This window comes from Kribbella sp. NPDC020701, assembly GCF_055562215.1.
Window position 1 is genome coordinate 184,888 of record NZ_JBVHFT010000014.1, and the last position, 16,311, is coordinate 201,198.

The following is a 16,311-nucleotide window of genomic DNA, read 5'->3' on the forward strand; positions in this document are numbered from 1 at the left end:
GCAGCGTGATCGAGATGAGCCGGGCCGACTTCGAGCTGCTCGTGTCGCAGGCGCTGGACGAGGTACCCGAGGAACTCGCGGGGCTGATCGACAACGTGGCGATCTTCGTCGAGGACGAGCCGCCTGCTGGGGACCGCGAGCTGCTCGGGATCTACGAGGGCATCCCGCTGACCGAACGCGGGCACTACTACGGCGGCGTACTGCCGGACCGGATCACCATCTACCGCAACCCGACGCTGCGGATCTGCGACACCTTCGAAGACGTCGTCGACGAGGTGAACATCACCGTGGTGCACGAGATCGCCCACCACTTCGGCATCGATGACGCCCGTCTGCACGAGCTGGGCTACGGCTGAGCGGTTGCCACTTGCTGCAATAAGCGGGACGAAGTCACCTCGTTGAGGTAGCCTCAGGCGGCCGGAATCGGGGCCGGCCCACTCCGCTTTGAACGATCAAGTGAGGCTTTCGCAGTGAGCGATCCCCAGCCGCCCGCCTGGAATCCCGAGAACGACCAGACCCGTGCGTACGGCGCACCGCCACCACCGCAGTACGGCACTCCACCCCAGCAACCGCAGTACGGCGCCCCGCCCGAGCAGTACCAGTACGCCGGTCCGCCGCCACCACCGCAGTACGGCGCTCCATCCCAGCAGCCGTACTACGGCCAGCCGCACCAACCGCCTCAGCACGGGCACCACCAGCAACCGGCCAAGCGCAAGGTTCCGTGGTTGCTTGCCGGTGGCATCGCTCTGGTGCTGGCGTTGATCGGTGGCGCGGGGATTCTCCTCGCGACTCGCGGTGGTGATGAGGCCGCAGCCGGCGATCCGATGCCGACCGCCACGTACTCCGACGGCTTGACGACTGGCAGCCCGTCGCCGACCCAGATCCCGTCACCCACCGCGCCCCCGTCGTACACACCCGAACCGACCCCGACTCCCGTTCCGTCGCCGGAGCGGCGCCGGACGCTGCGGGACATCGACGAGGGCATCAAGGTGTACGACGACGTCTATGTCAAGCCCGCGACGGGTTGGCGCAAGGACCGCTCGACGCAGTACTCGGTCGCGCTCGGTGCGCGGAACCGCCCGGGCGCTGTGATGGTGGTGGTCAGCCCTGTCGGTTACCCGGCACGCGTCGCGGTTGGGTCGGTCGCGCAGGCGTTGATCACCGCCGATCACCTCAAGGGGGTTCGGAAAGCACCCGCCAAGGCTGTCAGCCCAGCGAATTCGAACATCGGCAGCCAGGCCCAGCTGTCCTACTCGGGCCGCTACACCGCGGCGAACGGCGCTGTCTTCTCGCTCGTCGCCAAGTGCACGACGATGACCGGCGTCGAATCGATCCACAACGTGACTGTCACGCTGTGCGTCGCGGCCCGCAAGGACGCCCAGGAAGCGGTCTTCCGCGACGGTGACCGCATGCTGGCATCCATCGCCCGGTCGATCTGATGTCGCTGCAGCAGAGCCCGGTCCGTGGCGGCAGAGTCGCCCTCCTGGCCGGCGGTCTCGCCGTGCTGCTCGTCGGCGTCTTCGCGGCCGCCGGCCAGTTGGCGCGAAAGGTCGAGCCGACCGAGTCCCTGGCGGCCGCACCCACGACACCACCGCCGACGGCCGCACCCACGACTCCATCGGCGAAGGCTGTGCCGACAGTTCCGGCTGTGACGCCGTCCCGTAACCCCCGACGGCAGCCGGACGTCGATCGCGGGAATCCCCTGGACGAAGGCATCTTCGTCGAGATCGCCGTCGGCTGGACCCGGGTGCAGGCCTACGCCTCGGGCATGAGTCTGTTGTCGTGGGACCGCGGCGCCGCCGCGTTCTTCTCCTTGTCGGTGAACCCGATGTCGTCACGCCCGTTGCTGCGTCCCGATGCAACGTCGTTCGCGGAGACCCAGGGGATCCACGGATTCCGGGCCGGCCCGGTCCGGGCGTTGCCGCTCCCCAACCTCAACGTCGTCGAAGCGGCGTCGATCAGCTTCACCGGCCGGCGCCGGATGGACGACGCGACGTACTCACTGAGCGGCGAGTGTGTACGGCTGCGCGGCGATCCGGCGGTGAACGACGTGAGCCTGAGCGTCTGCTGGGCCGCCTACGTGCAGGACCTCGACACGGTGCGTGCGGAGGTCCAGCAGATGATCAGCTCCGCCGCCGGGTCGATCTAGGAACGCGAGAAGAGCAGCTTCCAGGGCATCAGGGCGGACTCGAGCTGGACCTTGAGGCTCATCTTCGACACGCCCTCGGTGCGCTCCTCGAACCGGATCGGGACCTCGGCGATCCGCAGGCCGCGCTTGACGGTCCGGTAGTTCATCTCGACCTGGAACGAGTACCCGTTGCTCTCGATCGTGCTCACGTCGATCCAGCGCAGCGTGTCCGCCTTCCAGGCCTTGAACCCGGCGGTGGCGTCCTTCACGTGCAGCCGCAGCAGCGCGTTCACGTAGAAGTTGGCCCATGCGGACAGCGCCCGCCGGTGCCAGCCCCACTCCGCCGCGGCTGAGCCGCCCTCGACGTACCGGGACCCGATCACCAGGCCGGCATCCGTCGTACGCAGCGTCTCGACCATGGTCGGGATCACCGAGGCCGGGTGGGACAGGTCCGCGTCCATCTGGATGACGATGTCGGCACCCTCGTCCAGAGCACGGGTGATCCCGGCGATGTACGCGCGGCCGAGCCCGTCCTTGACGGTCCGGTGCAGTACGCCGACCCGCTCCGGCGACTCCTTCGCCAGCTCGTCGGCGACGTCACCGGTGCCGTCGGGGGAGTTGTCGTCGACGACAAGCATCTCCAGGCCGGCCAGGTTCAGGTCGGACAGCAGCCCGGCCAGCACAGGCAGGTTCTCCCGCTCGTTGTAGGTCGGCACGACGACCACGATCTTGCTCAGCTCACCCATGGCTTTCCTTTGTCGGAGACACCGGACGCTATCGCATCACCTGTCCAGGGTCGTACAGGTGACCTCACGAACCGCAGTCTGCCGCACGCCGGCCGGAACCGGCGTATCGGCCCGCGCCGGCCAAACAGATTGCCGTCGGCAACAATATCGGGTCAGAGGCTGCTGAGGGCTTCCTGGATGGTCGAGAAGATCTGGAACTGGCCGCCGAGGCCGGTGACCGCGAGGGGGCGGTCGACCGGGCGGCCGACGCCGACCAGGGCGAGGGTGATGTTGTGCTCGCCCGCCAGGTTGCGGGCTTCGACCAGGTTGCCGAGGCCGGCGGAGCTGCAGAACGTCACGGCGGAGACGTCGATCAGCACCAGCCGGGCCGGCGGGGCGACCGCCGCACGGATCGACTCGGACGCGAAGTCCGTGGTCGCGATGTCGATCTCACCGGACAGCCGGACCAGCAGGACGCCGGGCTCCAGCTCCTCGGTCACAGAGTCGAAAGTGGTCCTGATCATCTCGCCGTCCGGCTCTGGGTGGCTGGTCACGCCGGTATCTCCCCCGGGGGTGTTGCGCCACGAACGTCGGTCGGTCCTGGCGGATGGAACTGCCGTGTACTCACCGTATGCCCCAAGGCGCGCACGGTACAACGGGTGTGGTGCGGATGACCCCGGAGCGTGACCTGCTATGTAAGCGCTGCCAGTACAAGCGAGCAGTCAAACAAACGCAGGATCCACACCCAGTGATAGACAAGTTCCCATGGGTGCACTCGACGGCAAGGCGGCGCTGGTCACCGGTGGATCGCGCGGCATCGGCGCGGCGATCGTACGGCGGTTGGCGGCGGACGGCGCTGTGGTCACCTTCAGCTATGCCAGCAGCGAGGCCGCGGCAGCGGACGTGGTCGCCGAGGTGAAGGCGGCCGGTGGTGAGGCGATCGCGGTCCAGGCCGACCAGGCCGATCTGACCACCATCGACGACCTGTTCGACCGTGCGACCGTGCCGACCGGGTCTCTCGACATCTTTGTCTGCAACGCGGCCCAGGCGGCGGTGAAGCCGATCGCCGACGTCACCGAGGACGACTACGACCATTTGTTCGCGACCAACGTCAAAGGGCCGTACTTCGCCATCCAGCGCGCCGGCCGGACCCTGCGCGACGGCGGCCGGATCATCGCGATCTCCACCCTCAACACCGCCGTACCCGGTCCGGGCATCTCGCTGTACGCCGCCAGCAAGGGAGCGCTCGAGCAGTTCGTCAAGGTCGCCGCTCGTGAGTACGGCGCCCGCGGGATCACCGCGAACACGGTGTCGCCGGGGGCGACCGACACCGACATGTTCCACCAGGAGAACCCGCCGGAAGCCAAGGATGCACTGGTCGGGATCACCGCACTCGGCCGGATGGGTGAGCCCGCCGAGGTGGCGGACGTGGTCGCCTTCCTGGCCGGCCCGGACAGTCGCTGGCTGACCGGCCAGAACCTCCTCGCCACCGGAGGGCTGCTGATCTGAGTACCCAGGAGTTGCTCGCCGAAGTCGACGCCGCGGGTGATCCCGCGGTGGCGGAGGTGTTGTCGCGGTACTTCCAGCTGCAGGCCGGCGGCTACGGGTACGGCGACCGGATGATCGGCGTGAAACTCTCGACGATCCGCGGCATCCTCAAGCCCTACCTGCGCGCGGATCTCCCGCTGCCCGAGCTCGAGCAGGCCCTCACCAGCCCGGTCCACGAGCACCGGCTGGCCATCCTCTGTCTGCTCGCCGACCGCGCGTCCCGCAGTCTCAAGCCGCGTACGGCGAACCCGGCCGAGCTCACCGCGATCCACGAGCTCTATCTGCGCAGTACGGCGTACATCAACAACTGGGACCTGGTCGACTGCAGTGCCCCGCAGGTCGTCGGCGGCTATCTGCTCGACAAGCCCAGGGACGTCCTCTACACACTGGTCCGCTCGACGTCACTGTGGGAACGCCGGATCGCGCTGATCGCGACGCAGTTCCTGATCGGCGTCGGGCAGACCGCGGACACGTACGCACTCGCCGCCGAGGTGCTCGGCGATCGCGAGGACCTCATCCACAAGGCGTCCGGGTGGATGCTGCGCGAAGCCGGCAAGCGCGTCTCCGAAGCCGAGCTGCTCGCGTTCCTCGACCAGCACGCGACCCAGATGCCGCGCACGATGCTCCGCTACGCGATCGAGCGTCTCGACCCCGTGGTCCGCAAGCATTACCTCGCACTCCGCTGAGCGAGATTTGTCGACAAGTCAGCTCGAGGACGGCGACGACGCAGCGCTGTCGGCGTACGGCGGGGCCTCCAGGGCGCAATGGGTGTGGTGGTGGACGCGGACCGGGGCCTTGCCCGGCCGCTTCTTCGGCTCGGCCAGGGTGATCCACGCGGTCGCGCCGCCGGCCGCGGCCAGGATCGCCGAGATCCACAGCGCTTCGCCGAACCCCTCCTGAAAGGCAACCGGATCGCGGTAGGTGTCGCCGGTGATCCCGGCCGCCACCGGGATCGCCGCGACCGCCATCAGTTGCGCCGACCGGGCGACCGCGTTGTTGACGCCGGAGGCGATCCCGGCGTGGTTGTCCGTCACGGACGACAGGACGGTCGCGGTCAGCGGGGCCACCGTCGCGACCAGGCCCAGCCCGAGCACGACCACGGACGGCAGGACAGTGGTGAAGTACCCGGAGCCCGGTTCGATGCGCAGCATCAGGAGGAACCCGACCGCCATCAGCGCCGGCCCGACCGTCATCGGCAGCCGAGCCCCGATCCGATCGGACAAACCACCGGCGTAGCCGGACAGGGCGAGCATCAGCAGGGTCATCGGGAGGAGGGACGCGCCGGCCCAGAGCGCGCTGTAGCCGAGCACGGTCTGCAGGTAGACGACGAGCAGGAAGGTCGACGTGCCGAGGGCGCCGTACACGGCGACGGTGACCAGGTTGGCGCCGGTGAAGCGCCGGTTGGCGAAGATGCCGGGCGGCAGCATCGGGTGCGCGCTGCGACGCTCGACCTCGACGAAGGCAACGAACGCGACCACGCCGATCGCCAGGCTGATCAGGACCACCGGATCACCGATCCCGCGCTCGCCGGAGCTGATCAGGCCGAAGGTGAAGCCGGCCAGACCGACCGTCGCCAGCACCGCGCCGGTGATGTCGAGCTTGCCGGCTGCCTCCTCGTCGCGGGTCTCGGGCACGTGCCGGAGCGTGACCAGGACGGTCACCGCCGCGACCGGCGCGTTGAGCAGGAAGATCAACCGCCAGGAACCGTGGTCGACCAGGCTGCCGCCCACGAACGGGCCGACCGCCGCGGCCACCGAGGTGAGGCCGGACCAGGTGCCGACCGCCTTGGCGCGATCGGCCCGCCGGAACGACGTCTGCAGGATGGCCAGGCTGCCAGGCGTGAGCAGCGCACCGCCGATGCCCTGCAGGATGCGGCCCGCGATCATCACCTCGAGGGTGGGCGCGACCGCGCACAGCATCGACGCGACCGCGAACCAGATCACCCCGATGACGTACGTACGCCGCCGCCCGAGCCGGTCACCGAGCGAACCGGCGAGCAGGACCAGGGAGGCGAGCATCAGCATGTAGCCGTTCACGATCCACTGCAGACCCTCGATGTCGGCGTTCAGGTCCTCGCCCATCGCCGGCAGCGCGACGTTCACCACCGTGCCGTCCAGGAACGCCATGCCCGATCCCAGCGCCGTCGCGGCCAGCACCCACCGGCCCCGGCTGGTCCCCAACGCGATCTGCTCGCTCATGGGGGTCAGACTACGGCCGGTATCAGGCTCAGTGGGGCAGATTCAGCTGGAGTACGACGAGGGCCTGACTGGCCGGGATGTTGGGCAGGATGCCGAGCTTGGGCGGGTCGCCGACCGCGCACCGGGTGTCGGTCATCAGCGGACAGACCGCGTTGAGCAGCCCACTGGTGACGGTGAAATCGGTCGGCAGCGTCCCGTCGGCCGTCGAGGTGAGTGGCCGGATCGCCGCGCCGGCCCGATCCGCCGTCGACGGTGTGGCGCGGACCGATGAGCCGGCCAGTCGATAGGTCAGCCGGATCCTGGTGGCCGCGGTCGTCAGTGGTACGTCGGCCGCGCTGCTGAGGGTGGTCTGCTCGAGCGGGATGGACTGGTCCTGGGCGACCAGCTTCAGGTTCGTCGCTCGGGGAGTGGTCTTGGCCATCATCCCGGGCAAGTGCTCACCCGACGACGGCAACTGCAACTGCAGGATGTTCGTGGCCTCGAGCAACATCAGGTCCTCGGTGACGTCGAACGACCCGTCCGGGCGCGGTACGGCGACCAGCCTGATGCCGGGCTTGGTCACACCGGGACCGGGGCTGACCGACACGGTCGGCGTCGGCGTCGCGTTGACCGGTCCAGAACCCCCGCTGTCGATCCCGGGGCTGGGCGCGACCGGGGTGGCGTTCCCGTCCGAGCAGGCGGCGGCCGCGCTGAGCCCCAGCGTCAGCGCGACCGCCGCCAGCACCCGCACTGCCCTGCGGCCGGCGCTGAGATCCTCCACCCCCGATGAGGCGCTCGGGAGGAGCTCACGTTCCGGAGCACCGGGATCCGACATGAGTAACCGCCCCCAAACGGTCCTGGCCGTTTCCTCTGGTGGCCGGAACGGACTTGGGCATACGATACGCCCGAATTAGTGGGGTTCGGCAATTACTGCCGTGTTTTTCCGTGAGCTTCGGAGGGGGCGCAGAATGGGGAAACGGAGCGTGTCCGGACAATTCCGGGCGGTATCAAGTGGGGTATTTTCGAGAATTCGGGGTCCGGTAATTCGAAGGGTGATTCCGGTGCTGCTGGCGGTGACGGTCGCGGGGGCGCCGGCAGTTCTGGCGGCACCTGCCCAGGCCGCGGCCGGTGCCAACCTGTACTTCGTCCAGGGCCTGCCCGGACGCACCCTGGACATCAGCATCGACGGGCGCCAGGTGGCCACCGGGGTCGCAGGCGCGAAGCTGATCGGGCCGTTCGGGGTTGCCGCCGGCAAGCGGACGATCACTGCCAGGCAAGGCGGAAAGGTGGTCATCCAGCGCGAGGTGACGGCCGGCTCCGGTGCCAGCCTCGACGTCGTCATCCACCAGCCGGTCTCGCCGACCGGGAACCCGTTGATCACGACGTACGCGAACAACCTGAACGCGGTGCCCAAGGACAAGGCCGGGCTCCGGGTCGCGCACGACGCGGCGGTGGGACCGGCAGACATCCGGGTCAACGGCGAGGTGCTGTTCGCCAATGTGGCGAATGGTGAATCGCTCGACGCCGTCGTTCCGGCCGGGACCTACAAGGTCGACATCGTTCCCGCGGGGGCGACTTCACCCGTTGTTCTCGGTCCGTTGGATCTGCCGGTGAAGGCCGGATATCTGACCCGCGTATTCGCGATCGGGGCACCGAGCCTGGAGACGATGACGGTGGCACTCGGAACGATCAAGGTCCCGGCGACGGGATCGGACAAGCCCAAACTGGTGAACACCGGAACCGGAGGGCAGGCGGCAGAGCTTGACCAGGCGCGAAACTCTGCCGAGTCCAACGAGTCCGGCCTCTGGGTCGTGGTGTTCCTGGCCGGGATGCTCGCGGCCGTGGTGACGGTCCGGAAGGTCGCTGGAAAGAGGGTCCGTCGCTGAAACGGTGGCTGATCAGCTCGGTGCTGTGCTGTCTGGTCCTGGCGGGTTGCACCGCGAGGGCCGACAGTGCGGTGTCCGGCACCGGTACGGGCGACGGCACTTCAACGCCGGCGCCGTCGTCCGTCCCGGGTTTCACCGGCGAGATCACTCCCACGATCCCGCTGCCGTCCGATCCGATCTCCGCACCACCCGGCCGGGTGGGGACGCCGGCCCCGAGCCAGCGGATCCGCTTCATCCCGCAGCAGGTCGTGCTGCCCGGAGGCGCGACGGCTCCGGTGCTTCGGGCAACGACTGTCAACGGTCAGCTCGAGGTGCCCGCCGAGGCCAAACGGGTCGGCTGGTGGGACGGCGGCGCCGAGGCCGGTGATCCGTTCGGCTCGGTGGTCCTGGCCGGTCATGTGGACACCAAGACCGAAGGTCTCGGCTTCTTCGCGCGGTTGCGGCGCGTGAAGCCGGGGGAGGTCGTCGTACTCCATGGCTCCGGCCACACGGCGTCGTACAAGGTCGCCTCGATCGCGTCGGTGCCGAAGGACGCGCTGGCGACGAAGAGTGGCGCCTTCACCCAGACCGGTGGCCATCGGCTGGTCCTGATCACCTGCACCGGCGCGTACGACGCCTCCCGCGGCGGCTACGAGGACAACCTGGTCGTCACCGCGACCGCACTCGGTCTGGCGAAGTAGGCTCGGCCGTCATGGCCAGGTATTTCGACGTTCACCCGGAGAATCCGCAGCGGCGGTCGATCGGGCAGGTAGTGGACCTGCTGCGCGACGGCGGGCTGATCGCGTACCCGACCGACTCGTGTTTCGCGCTCGGCTGCCAGCTGGGGAACCGGGACGGGATCGACCGGATCAAGACGATCCGGCACCTGGACGACCGGCACCACTTCACACTGGTGTGCCAGGACTTCGCCCAGCTCGGGCAGTTCGTGCACATCAGCAACGCCGTCTTCCGTTCGATCAAGGCGGCGACGCCCGGCAGCTACACGTTCATCCTGCCGGCCACCAAGGAAGTCCCGCGCCGGTTGCTGCACCCGAAGAAGAAGACGGTCGGCGTACGGATCCCGGACCATGTGGTCACCCAGGCCCTGGTCGCCGAACTCGGCGAACCACTCGTCTCCAGCACTTTGCTGCTGCCCGACCACGAAGAGCCGATGACGCAGGCCTGGGAGATCAAGGAAGAGCTCGACAACCAGATCGACGCCGTCATCGAGGGTGAGACCGGCACCGAACCCACCACGGTCATCGACTTCTCCGACGACGTACCCGAGATCGTCCGCGTCGGTGCGGGGGACCCCGGACCGTTCGAGTGAGCTCTTGCGGTTGGCAAGTTCGTGCCCGATGGTGGCGGATGGAAGTCAATCGGTAACGCATCCTCACCCGCCCCGGAGGAGCCATGAAACGTCTCGTGTTCGCGCTGCTCGCCCTTGTCCTGCTGGTTGGCCTGCCGGCCCCGGCGTACGCGTATGCCAACGCCTTCTTCCCGACCCAGAGCAGTGGGAATCGTGGAGCCGACGTCCAGGCGATCCAATTTCTGCTGCAGTACAACGGGCAGTCGGTCGCCGCGGACGGGGTGTTCGGTGCGACCACAGTCGCGGCGGCCAAGGCGTTCCAGACAGCCAAGGGACTGGGCGTCGACGGGATCGTCGGACCGCAGACGTGGACGGCCTTGGCGCCGACGATCCGGTCAGGCGACAACAACGCGGCGGTGAAGGCTCTGCAGGTCGAGTTGAACGCGAAGCGGCGGCTGAGCCTGGCCGTCGATGGAGTGTTCAGTACGGCGGTCCGCGACGCGGTGGCGGCGTTCCAGTCGCACGCCGGGATCGGCGCGGACGGGATCGTCGGCCCGATCACCTGGCGCAACCTCGCCTGGCACTACGACTACCCGGACTTCACGGCGAACCTGTGCGACCAGGATCCGGACGGCAACGGTACGGCGGCCAACTGGGCCACCGCGGCCGCGGTCGCCGAGCTCGAACAGGGCGCGAGATCCTTCGCCTCCACCGGGCAAGGCCAGGTCCCGTACGGCGATGCCGGTTTCGAGCACGGTGGTGACATCCCCGGCCACGGCAGTCACGACGTGGGGATGGACATCGACATCTGGCCGATCCGCACCGACAACGGCCAATGCACCGCGGGCCGGATCACCTGGCAGTCGGCGACGTACGACCGCGCGGCCACCCGCCAGCTCATCCAGTCCATCAAGGCGGCGGCGCCGGGTCACGTCCGCATCATCTTCTTCAACGACCCCACCCTGATCAACGAGGGCCTGACCACCGAGTGGCCCGCCCACGACAACCACCTCCACGTTCGCTTCTGCGAAAAGGTCCACCCGAACTCGCTCTACACCTGCTGACATAGTTGGGGCTGTGACCACACTCGACCTGTCGCCCGACGAACTGCTCACCACCACCCGCACGGTGCGGAAGCGGCTCGATCTGGAGAAGCCTGTTCCGCTCGAGCTGATCCGGGAGTGCATCGAGATCGCGTTGCAGGCGCCGTCGGGGAGTAACCGGCAGACCTGGCACTGGCTGGTGATCACGGATGCGGAGAAGCGGGCGGCGATCGGGGAGTACTACCGCCTCGCGGTCGAGAAGTACCTGGCCGGCTCCGGAGCCGCCGGCAAGTTGTACGCCGACGATCCGGTGCGCGGGCCTGTGCAGCGCAGGGTCGGGGACAGCGTGGCCTACCTGGGTGAGCGGATGGGCCAGGTCCCCGTGCTGGTGATCCCGTGCATGACGGCCACCTCGTTGCCCGCCGGGAACCAGGCCGGCCTCTGGGGCTCGATCCTGCCGTCCGCGTGGAGCTACATGCTCGCCGCCCGGGCCCGCGGACTCGGTACGGCGTGGACCACGTTGCACATGACTTACGAGCAAGAGGTCGGCGAGCTGCTCGGATTGCCCGAAGATGTCCGGCAGACGGTGCTGATCCCGACGGCGTACACGATCGGCACGAACTTCAAGTCCGCACCCCGTCAGCCAGTCGACGAGGTTCTGCACCTCGACACCTGGTAGGTCAGGAGGCGGCCATCTCCTCGATGGTCAGGCCGCTCAGGACCGAGCGTGGTTCGGCGACGGTCAGGTCGAGTGCCGGGTCGGCCGCGTCGTCGCGAACCTTGACCAGCAGCCAGTCTTCGCCGGTACGGGTGAAGGCCCAAGCACCGTTCAGTTTCACCCCGTGCAACTGCACCTTCAGATGCCCGCGCTCGATCGCCACCGCCGGATCCACCAACTGCCGGCGATCGTCCCGGGTCAGGTTGGTGAAGACGCCCGCGTCCCAGACGATCACCGCGCCACTGCCGTACTGACTGTCCGCGATCACACCTTCGTACGACGCGTACTCCAGATCATGGTCCGTGGTGAACACCGCGAGCCGCTTCACGGTCGGGTCCAGCGACGGCCCGCGCGGAACCGCCCACGACTTCAGTACGCCGTCCACCTCGAGCCGGACGTCGTAGTGCAGCCGCCGGGCATCGTGCAGCTGCACCACGAAAATGGGCCTGGACGACGTCAAGCGGCGGCTGCCGCGGGGTACTCGATCCGGTCCCGGAGCACCTCGAGGATGTCGCGGAGCAGCCGGGAGACCTGCATCTGGCTCACTCCGATCTCGGCGCCGATGTCCGCCTGGGTCTGTTCCTCGATGAACCGCAACGCCAGGATCCTACGCTCGCGCGGCTCCAGGCTGCTCAGCGCCTGTTCGAGCATGGCGACGGTCTCCAGCCGCTCGTACGCCGTGTCGTCGGAGGCGAGGGACTCGCCCAGGTTCGCGGCCGCGTCCCCCTCGAGCGGACGGTCCAGCGACATCACCGCGAAGCAGCCGTCCGCGGCGAGCGCGGCCGACACGTCCTCGACGTCGCTGCCGATCGCCTCGGCCAGCTCCGGCGCCGTGGGCTCGCGGTGGAGCTCCTGGAACAGCCCGGCCCGGACCGCGCCGATCGACCCCTGGAGCTCCTGAAGCCGCCGCGGGATCCGGACGGTCCAGGAACAGTCGCGGAAGTACCGCTTCACCTCGCCCCGGATCGTCGGTACGGCGTACGCCAGGAACGGGGTGTCCGTGGCCGTGTCGTAGCTGTGGGCGGCCTTGACCAGGCCCAGGGAGGCAACCTGGTCAAGGTCGTCCGCTTCCACGCCACGGCCACGGAAGCGCATGGCGATACTGCGGGCGATGCCGAGGTTGAGCTCGATCGCTTGATCCAGGAGGGCCCGGCGGACGTCGGCGTCGGCGCTGGCCGCGCGGCGGGTGAGCAGGGATCGGGTTTCCTCGTCTCGCCGGTCGGCCGGATCGGCCGTCTGATCGGCGGTGGTGCTGAGTGGTGCGGTGTTCATCTGTTCTGACCTCGCGCGACGGGAATGTCACGGCGCGGCACATGGTCTGGACCGCGGTCAGGAGCATGCTCTGACATTCCTACCCCAGGATAGGGCGGTTATGCGTCGGCCGGCTGTCCTTTCCGAGCAATCTGAATTACCGCTAACGGTGCGTCACTTAGCGGTTGTAGGGTGGCCTTTGGTTGGGAAGCCAGCCCCCCGACGTTGGCTTTGTTCCCTTGCGAGGGCGACGATGACCGAACTCCAGCACCACCCCAGCGCAGTACGACGTCACTCCACTCCCTCCGCCCCTGTCCAGAAGTCAGGTGCCATGCCAGTAGCCACTTCTCCGGTCCGGCCAACCGCCGTCCAGGTCCGCATCGGCGGCCGCTGGATCGCGGGCCAGGAACTGGGCCGCCGGACCGGGACGGCCGGGGCCGACGAGGTTCTCGTCAGCCACCACGGCCATCTCGTCTGGGTCGACCAGCAGTCGGTGCGCGAATCCTAGGAAGCTGAATCCCCTGACAGATAAGGCTGATTCAGCAGAGAGATTTCGCAACCAGGTTGCCGATCTCGATCGCCGACGCCGACTGCGCCGGGTCGAACAGCGCCCGAGTGAAGGCGAACGCAACGCCTGAGCGCGTATCGGCCCAGGCGACACTGCCACCCATACCCGGCATGCCGAACGTCGTCGGACTCTCCTCGGCCGTCGAGCCGAGCCGTCCGATCGCGTAACCCATCGCCCACGTTCCGTCGTTGCCCAGCAGTTCGTCCGGCCCGGTGAACACGGGTCCCGTGACGTCGGCGACCCGTTCCGGCCGAATCAGTCGAACACCGTCGACCTCGCCGATCAGAGCGGCGTACAGCTTGGCGATGCCGCGGGCAGTCAGGAAGCCGCTGGACGGACGCTCGGCGGCGAGCACCTCCGGGTGACCGTTGAAATGCGCTGCCCGTGGGAGCACTTCGGGCGGTGTGACCTTCGCGAACAGTCCCGCCAGCATTGCGAACGTCTCCTCGGCCCCGTCCGGTTCGACGAGCGTGGCGACGCGGGATTGCTGGTCCAGCGGTACACCGATGTAGACCTCGTCCGCGATCCCCAGTGGCTCGGCGATGTCCCGCAGTACGTCGGAGATCCGCCGGCCGGTTGCCCGCCGGACGATCTCGCCGACCAGATAGCCGAAAGTCTCGGCGTGGTAGGTCATCTTGGTGCCCGGCTCCCACCAGGGCTCGGCGGAGGCAAGGTACGACGTGATCGTCGTCCACCGGGTCGTGTCCTCGACCGTGGTTCCGGGTGCGAGGGCCGGTAGTCCGATCGAGTGGGTCAGCACATGTCGCAGGGTTGCCTTCTCCTTGCCATTCGCCGCGAATTCGGGCCAGACATTCGCGATCGGGGCGTCGTACTCGAGAACACCGCGGTCGACCAGCACGTTGGCGACGGTCGCGGTGGCCGCTTTGCCGGTGGATGCACTGTAGAAAAGGGTGTCCGACGTGGTCCCGGCCGTCGCGTCGACGATTAGCTCACCCTGCTGATAGACCGCCACCTGCAGCCCGAGCTCGGTCGCCACGAGTTCGTCGAGCCGCTGCTGGATCTGATCCTGAAGGTTCGTCACATTTCTCATCCTGTCTCTCTCGGTGCCCTTTCACAGGATGGTCGGAGCGGGAATGGCGTTCTTGACGTGATGGCGATGACAGACTGCGGTGGTGGAGTTGCGGCAGCTGGAGTACTTCGTGGCGGTGGCGCACGAGCGGAGCTTCACGTTGGCGGCCCGGCGGCTGCACGTGGTGCAGAGCGCGGTGAGCGCCGCGATCGCCGCGCTGGAACGGGATCTGAAGGTCACGCTGTTCGAGCGCAGCGCCCAGCGCGTGGTGCTGACAGAAGCCGGTACGGCGTTCCTCCCGGAAGCGCTCGCGGTGATGGACGCGGTCCAAGGGGCTCGTGATGTCGTCGACGAGCTCGGCTCCGGGATGCGTGGATCCGTCCGCGTCGGCCTGCTGCCGGGCCTCGGGCTGATCGACCTCCCGGCCGCGGCTGGTGAGTTCCGCCGGCGCTACCCGAACGTCGAGCTGCAACTGCGGGTCGACGCCGAGGGGTCGGCCGGTGTCATCGTCGCGCTGCGGAACGGAGACATCGACGTCGGTTTCCTCGGGATCGCGGCCGGCAGCGTGCCGCGCGAGCTGACCGCGTGGGAACTGCTCCGGGTTCCCCAGGTTCTCGCGGTCCCGGTCGGGCACCGGCTCGCGCGCCGGCGGACGGTGACGCTGGCCGACCTCGCCGACGAGGCGTTCGTGGACTTCCCGCCCGGGTTCGGCACCCGGACGCTGATCGACCAGCGGTTCGAGGCGGCCGGGCTGTCGCGGCACGTGGTGGTCGAGGCGCTCGGGATCGAGAACGGTGTCCAGTTCGTGGCGCATGGCGTCGGCCTCGGCGTCCTGCCCGGGTACGCCGTGGCCGGCGTCGACGCGATCCGCGTCGTACCGATCAAGGACGACTCGTTCCAGTGGTCGCTGTACATGGCCACGTTGAAGAAGCGGAAGCCGACCGCGGCGCTGCGGGCTCTGCTCGGCCTGGTCAGTACCCACTTGCGGCAGCCGCCGGGCACGGAACTCGGCGAGGACGTGAATCAACAGAAGTGATCCCCCGGAAGGGCAGTTGGATCAATGAGGTTGATTTACCCATCGACTTGAGTCGTTGGACTTGATGCATCGGTCGCAGCAAGATCTTTGGTGTCAGCAAGACACCGAGATCGAGGAGCAGGACGATGACCGAGAACACCACCGCCGGACGGGTCGCCATCGTGACCGGGGGATCGAGCGGAATCGGCCGTGAGGCCGCTGCCCGCCTGGGCCGGGACGGCTACGCGGTGGCGATCGTGTACGCCAGCAACCAGAGCAACGCCGAAGAAGCCGTCAAGGAGGTCGAGCAGGCGGGTGGCCGGGCGATCGCGGTCCAGGCCGACGTCGCCGACGAGACCGCGGTGGCCGCGCTGTTCGACCGGACCGAGCAGGAGTTCGGCGGAGTCGACGTGGTCGTGAACGCCGCTGGGATCATGCCGCTGTCGCCGCTCGCCGACCTCGACCTGGAGGTCTTCGACCGGGTCGTCCGGACCAACCTCCGCGGCACGATCGTGGTCGACCAGCAGGCGATCCGGCGACTCCGCTCCGGCGGTGCACTCATCAACGTTTCCAGCTCCCTCACCAAGCTGGCCAGGCCCGGATACTCCGCCTACTCCGCCACCAAGGGCGGCGTCGAAGCGATCACCTTGATCCTGGCCCGCGAGCTGCGTGGCCGCGACGTCACTGTCAACACCGTGGCCCCCGGCCCGACCGCGACCCCGCTGTTCTTCGAAGGCAAGCCGCAGGAACTCATCGACCGGATCGCCGCCGAGCCGCCGCTCGAGCGTCTGGGCGAGCCGTCCGACATCTCCGAGATCATCGCGTTCCTGGCCGGCCCGGCCCGCTGGATCAACGGCCAGGTCATCTACGCCAACGGTGGCTCGGCCGCCTGACCAGCACCATCCCTTCGCCCGACCCCTCCCCAGAAACGGAA

General features: G+C 68.3%; 20 protein-coding genes. 13 read left to right on the forward strand and 7 right to left on the reverse strand.

Translation table 11 applies throughout. The features are described from left to right. The first annotated feature begins 5 nt into the window (after nt 1–5). The 3 genes from ACZ3HV_RS30390 (at nt 6) to ACZ3HV_RS30400 (ending at nt 2,149) form a co-directional block, all read left to right on the forward strand. Nucleotides 6–356, forward strand: a complete 351-nt coding sequence (locus tag ACZ3HV_RS30390) for a metallopeptidase family protein (RefSeq protein WP_465689124.1) — start codon at nt 6–8, stop codon at nt 354–356. Between the two features lie 114 nt (nt 357–470). Further along, on the forward strand, nt 471–1,439 hold the full coding sequence (locus tag ACZ3HV_RS30395) for a hypothetical protein (protein ID WP_465689126.1): 969 nt from the start codon (nt 471–473) through the stop codon (nt 1,437–1,439). Further along, nucleotides 1,439–2,149, forward strand: a complete 711-nt coding sequence (locus ACZ3HV_RS30400) for a hypothetical protein (RefSeq protein WP_465689128.1) — start codon at nt 1,439–1,441, stop codon at nt 2,147–2,149. Before ACZ3HV_RS30395 ends, ACZ3HV_RS30400 begins: the two co-directional genes overlap by 1 nt. Here ACZ3HV_RS30400 and ACZ3HV_RS30405 read toward each other — a convergent pair. After that, nucleotides 2,146–2,874 carry a polyprenol monophosphomannose synthase gene (locus tag ACZ3HV_RS30405; protein ID WP_465689130.1) on the reverse strand — a complete coding sequence of 243 codons (729 nt, stop codon included), beginning with the start codon at nt 2,872–2,874 and terminating at the stop codon, nt 2,146–2,148. The genes ACZ3HV_RS30400 and ACZ3HV_RS30405 overlap by 4 nt on opposite strands. A 152-nt stretch (nt 2,875–3,026) precedes the next feature. Next, a complete protein-coding gene (locus tag ACZ3HV_RS30410; RefSeq protein ID WP_465689132.1) occupies nt 3,027–3,407 on the reverse strand; it encodes an STAS domain-containing protein in 381 nt (126 codons plus the stop codon). Between the two features lie 211 nt (nt 3,408–3,618). Between ACZ3HV_RS30410 and ACZ3HV_RS30415 the strand changes: the two genes are divergently transcribed. Beyond that, nucleotides 3,619–4,362 (forward strand): SDR family oxidoreductase, encoded by a 744-nt coding sequence (locus ACZ3HV_RS30415; RefSeq protein WP_465689134.1) that lies wholly within the window; start codon nt 3,619–3,621, stop codon nt 4,360–4,362. 11 nt (nt 4,363–4,373) lie between these two features. Continuing rightward, nucleotides 4,374–5,087: a DNA alkylation repair protein gene (locus tag ACZ3HV_RS30420; RefSeq protein ID WP_465689136.1), complete on the forward strand. Its 714-nt coding sequence runs from the start codon at nt 4,374–4,376 to the stop codon at nt 5,085–5,087. 18 nt (nt 5,088–5,105) lie between these two features. On the opposite strand, the gene ACZ3HV_RS30425 is transcribed toward ACZ3HV_RS30420, so the two are convergent. Together ACZ3HV_RS30425 and ACZ3HV_RS30430 are read right to left on the reverse strand one after the other, a co-directional pair. Next, nucleotides 5,106–6,599, reverse strand: a complete 1,494-nt coding sequence (locus ACZ3HV_RS30425) for an MFS transporter (RefSeq protein WP_465689138.1) — start codon at nt 6,597–6,599, stop codon at nt 5,106–5,108. A 28-nt stretch (nt 6,600–6,627) separates the two neighbouring features. Next, on the reverse strand, nt 6,628–7,359 hold the full coding sequence (locus tag ACZ3HV_RS30430) for a hypothetical protein (RefSeq protein WP_465689140.1): 732 nt from the start codon (nt 7,357–7,359) through the stop codon (nt 6,628–6,630). Nucleotides 7,360–7,639: 280 nt separating this feature from the next. Here ACZ3HV_RS30430 and ACZ3HV_RS30435 point away from each other — a divergent pair, with 280 nt between their 5' ends. From ACZ3HV_RS30435 to ACZ3HV_RS30455, 5 genes are all read left to right on the forward strand, one after another. Next, nucleotides 7,640–8,464 (forward strand): DUF4397 domain-containing protein, encoded by an 825-nt coding sequence (locus tag ACZ3HV_RS30435; RefSeq protein ID WP_465689142.1) that lies wholly within the window; start codon nt 7,640–7,642, stop codon nt 8,462–8,464. 71 nt (nt 8,465–8,535) lie between these two features. Beyond that, a complete protein-coding gene (locus tag ACZ3HV_RS30440; RefSeq protein WP_465689144.1) occupies nt 8,536–9,144 on the forward strand; it encodes a class F sortase in 609 nt (202 codons plus the stop codon). A gap of 11 nt (nt 9,145–9,155) precedes the next feature. Beyond that, nucleotides 9,156–9,773: an L-threonylcarbamoyladenylate synthase gene (locus ACZ3HV_RS30445; RefSeq protein WP_465689146.1), complete on the forward strand. Its 618-nt coding sequence runs from the start codon at nt 9,156–9,158 to the stop codon at nt 9,771–9,773. An 83-nt stretch (nt 9,774–9,856) separates the two neighbouring features. Then, on the forward strand, nt 9,857–10,816 hold the full coding sequence (locus ACZ3HV_RS30450) for a penicillin-insensitive murein endopeptidase (protein WP_465689148.1): 960 nt from the start codon (nt 9,857–9,859) through the stop codon (nt 10,814–10,816). Between the two features lie 13 nt (nt 10,817–10,829). Next, nucleotides 10,830–11,474, forward strand: coding sequence for a nitroreductase family protein (locus tag ACZ3HV_RS30455; protein WP_465689150.1), 645 nt, complete (start codon nt 10,830–10,832; stop codon nt 11,472–11,474). Nucleotide 11,475: 1 nt separating this feature from the next. On the opposite strand, the gene ACZ3HV_RS30460 is transcribed toward ACZ3HV_RS30455, so the two are convergent. After that, complete coding sequence (locus tag ACZ3HV_RS30460; protein ID WP_465689152.1) at nt 11,476–11,946, reverse strand: DNA polymerase ligase N-terminal domain-containing protein; 471 nt, start codon at nt 11,944–11,946, stop codon at nt 11,476–11,478. Between the two features lie 23 nt (nt 11,947–11,969). After that, on the reverse strand, nt 11,970–12,785 hold the full coding sequence (locus ACZ3HV_RS30465) for a SigB/SigF/SigG family RNA polymerase sigma factor (RefSeq protein WP_465689154.1): 816 nt from the start codon (nt 12,783–12,785) through the stop codon (nt 11,970–11,972). 310 nt (nt 12,786–13,095) lie between these two features. On the opposite strand from ACZ3HV_RS30465, the gene ACZ3HV_RS30470 reads away from it, so the two are divergent. After that, a complete protein-coding gene (locus tag ACZ3HV_RS30470; RefSeq protein ID WP_465689156.1) occupies nt 13,096–13,272 on the forward strand; it encodes a hypothetical protein in 177 nt (58 codons plus the stop codon). A gap of 31 nt (nt 13,273–13,303) precedes the next feature. Here the strand turns inward: ACZ3HV_RS30470 and ACZ3HV_RS30475 are convergent, their stop codons facing one another. Continuing rightward, nucleotides 13,304–14,374: a serine hydrolase domain-containing protein gene (locus ACZ3HV_RS30475; protein ID WP_465689158.1), complete on the reverse strand. Its 1,071-nt coding sequence runs from the start codon at nt 14,372–14,374 to the stop codon at nt 13,304–13,306. Nucleotides 14,375–14,465: 91 nt separating this feature from the next. Here ACZ3HV_RS30475 and ACZ3HV_RS30480 point away from each other — a divergent pair, with 91 nt between their 5' ends. Both ACZ3HV_RS30480 and ACZ3HV_RS30485 read left to right on the forward strand, forming a co-directional pair. Next, nucleotides 14,466–15,398, forward strand: a complete 933-nt coding sequence (locus ACZ3HV_RS30480) for a LysR family transcriptional regulator (RefSeq protein WP_465689160.1) — start codon at nt 14,466–14,468, stop codon at nt 15,396–15,398. A gap of 125 nt (nt 15,399–15,523) precedes the next feature. Continuing rightward, nucleotides 15,524–16,270: an SDR family oxidoreductase gene (locus ACZ3HV_RS30485; RefSeq protein WP_465689162.1), complete on the forward strand. Its 747-nt coding sequence runs from the start codon at nt 15,524–15,526 to the stop codon at nt 16,268–16,270. The last annotated feature ends 41 nt before the right edge of the window (nt 16,271–16,311 follow it).

Bases quoted from the DNA above. Each gene is read 5' to 3' on its own strand.
- ACZ3HV_RS30450 (WP_465689148.1), top strand. From the start codon at position 9,857: ATGAAACGTCTCGTGTTCGCGCTGCTCGCCCTTGTCCTGCTGGTTGGC.
- ACZ3HV_RS30425 (WP_465689138.1), bottom strand. From the start codon at position 6,599: ATGAGCGAGCAGATCGCGTTGGGGACCAGCCGGGGCCGGTGGGTGCTG.
- ACZ3HV_RS30405 (WP_465689130.1), bottom strand. From the start codon at position 2,874: ATGGGTGAGCTGAGCAAGATCGTGGTCGTCGTGCCGACCTACAACGAG.
- ACZ3HV_RS30445 (WP_465689146.1), top strand. From the start codon at position 9,156: ATGGCCAGGTATTTCGACGTTCACCCGGAGAATCCGCAGCGGCGGTCG.
- ACZ3HV_RS30400 (WP_465689128.1), top strand. From the start codon at position 1,439: ATGTCGCTGCAGCAGAGCCCGGTCCGTGGCGGCAGAGTCGCCCTCCTG.
- ACZ3HV_RS30470 (WP_465689156.1), top strand. From the start codon at position 13,096: ATGCCAGTAGCCACTTCTCCGGTCCGGCCAACCGCCGTCCAGGTCCGC.
- ACZ3HV_RS30485 (WP_465689162.1), top strand. From the start codon at position 15,524: ATGACCGAGAACACCACCGCCGGACGGGTCGCCATCGTGACCGGGGGA.
- ACZ3HV_RS30415 (WP_465689134.1), top strand. From the start codon at position 3,619: ATGGGTGCACTCGACGGCAAGGCGGCGCTGGTCACCGGTGGATCGCGC.
- ACZ3HV_RS30465 (WP_465689154.1), bottom strand. From the start codon at position 12,785: ATGAACACCGCACCACTCAGCACCACCGCCGATCAGACGGCCGATCCG.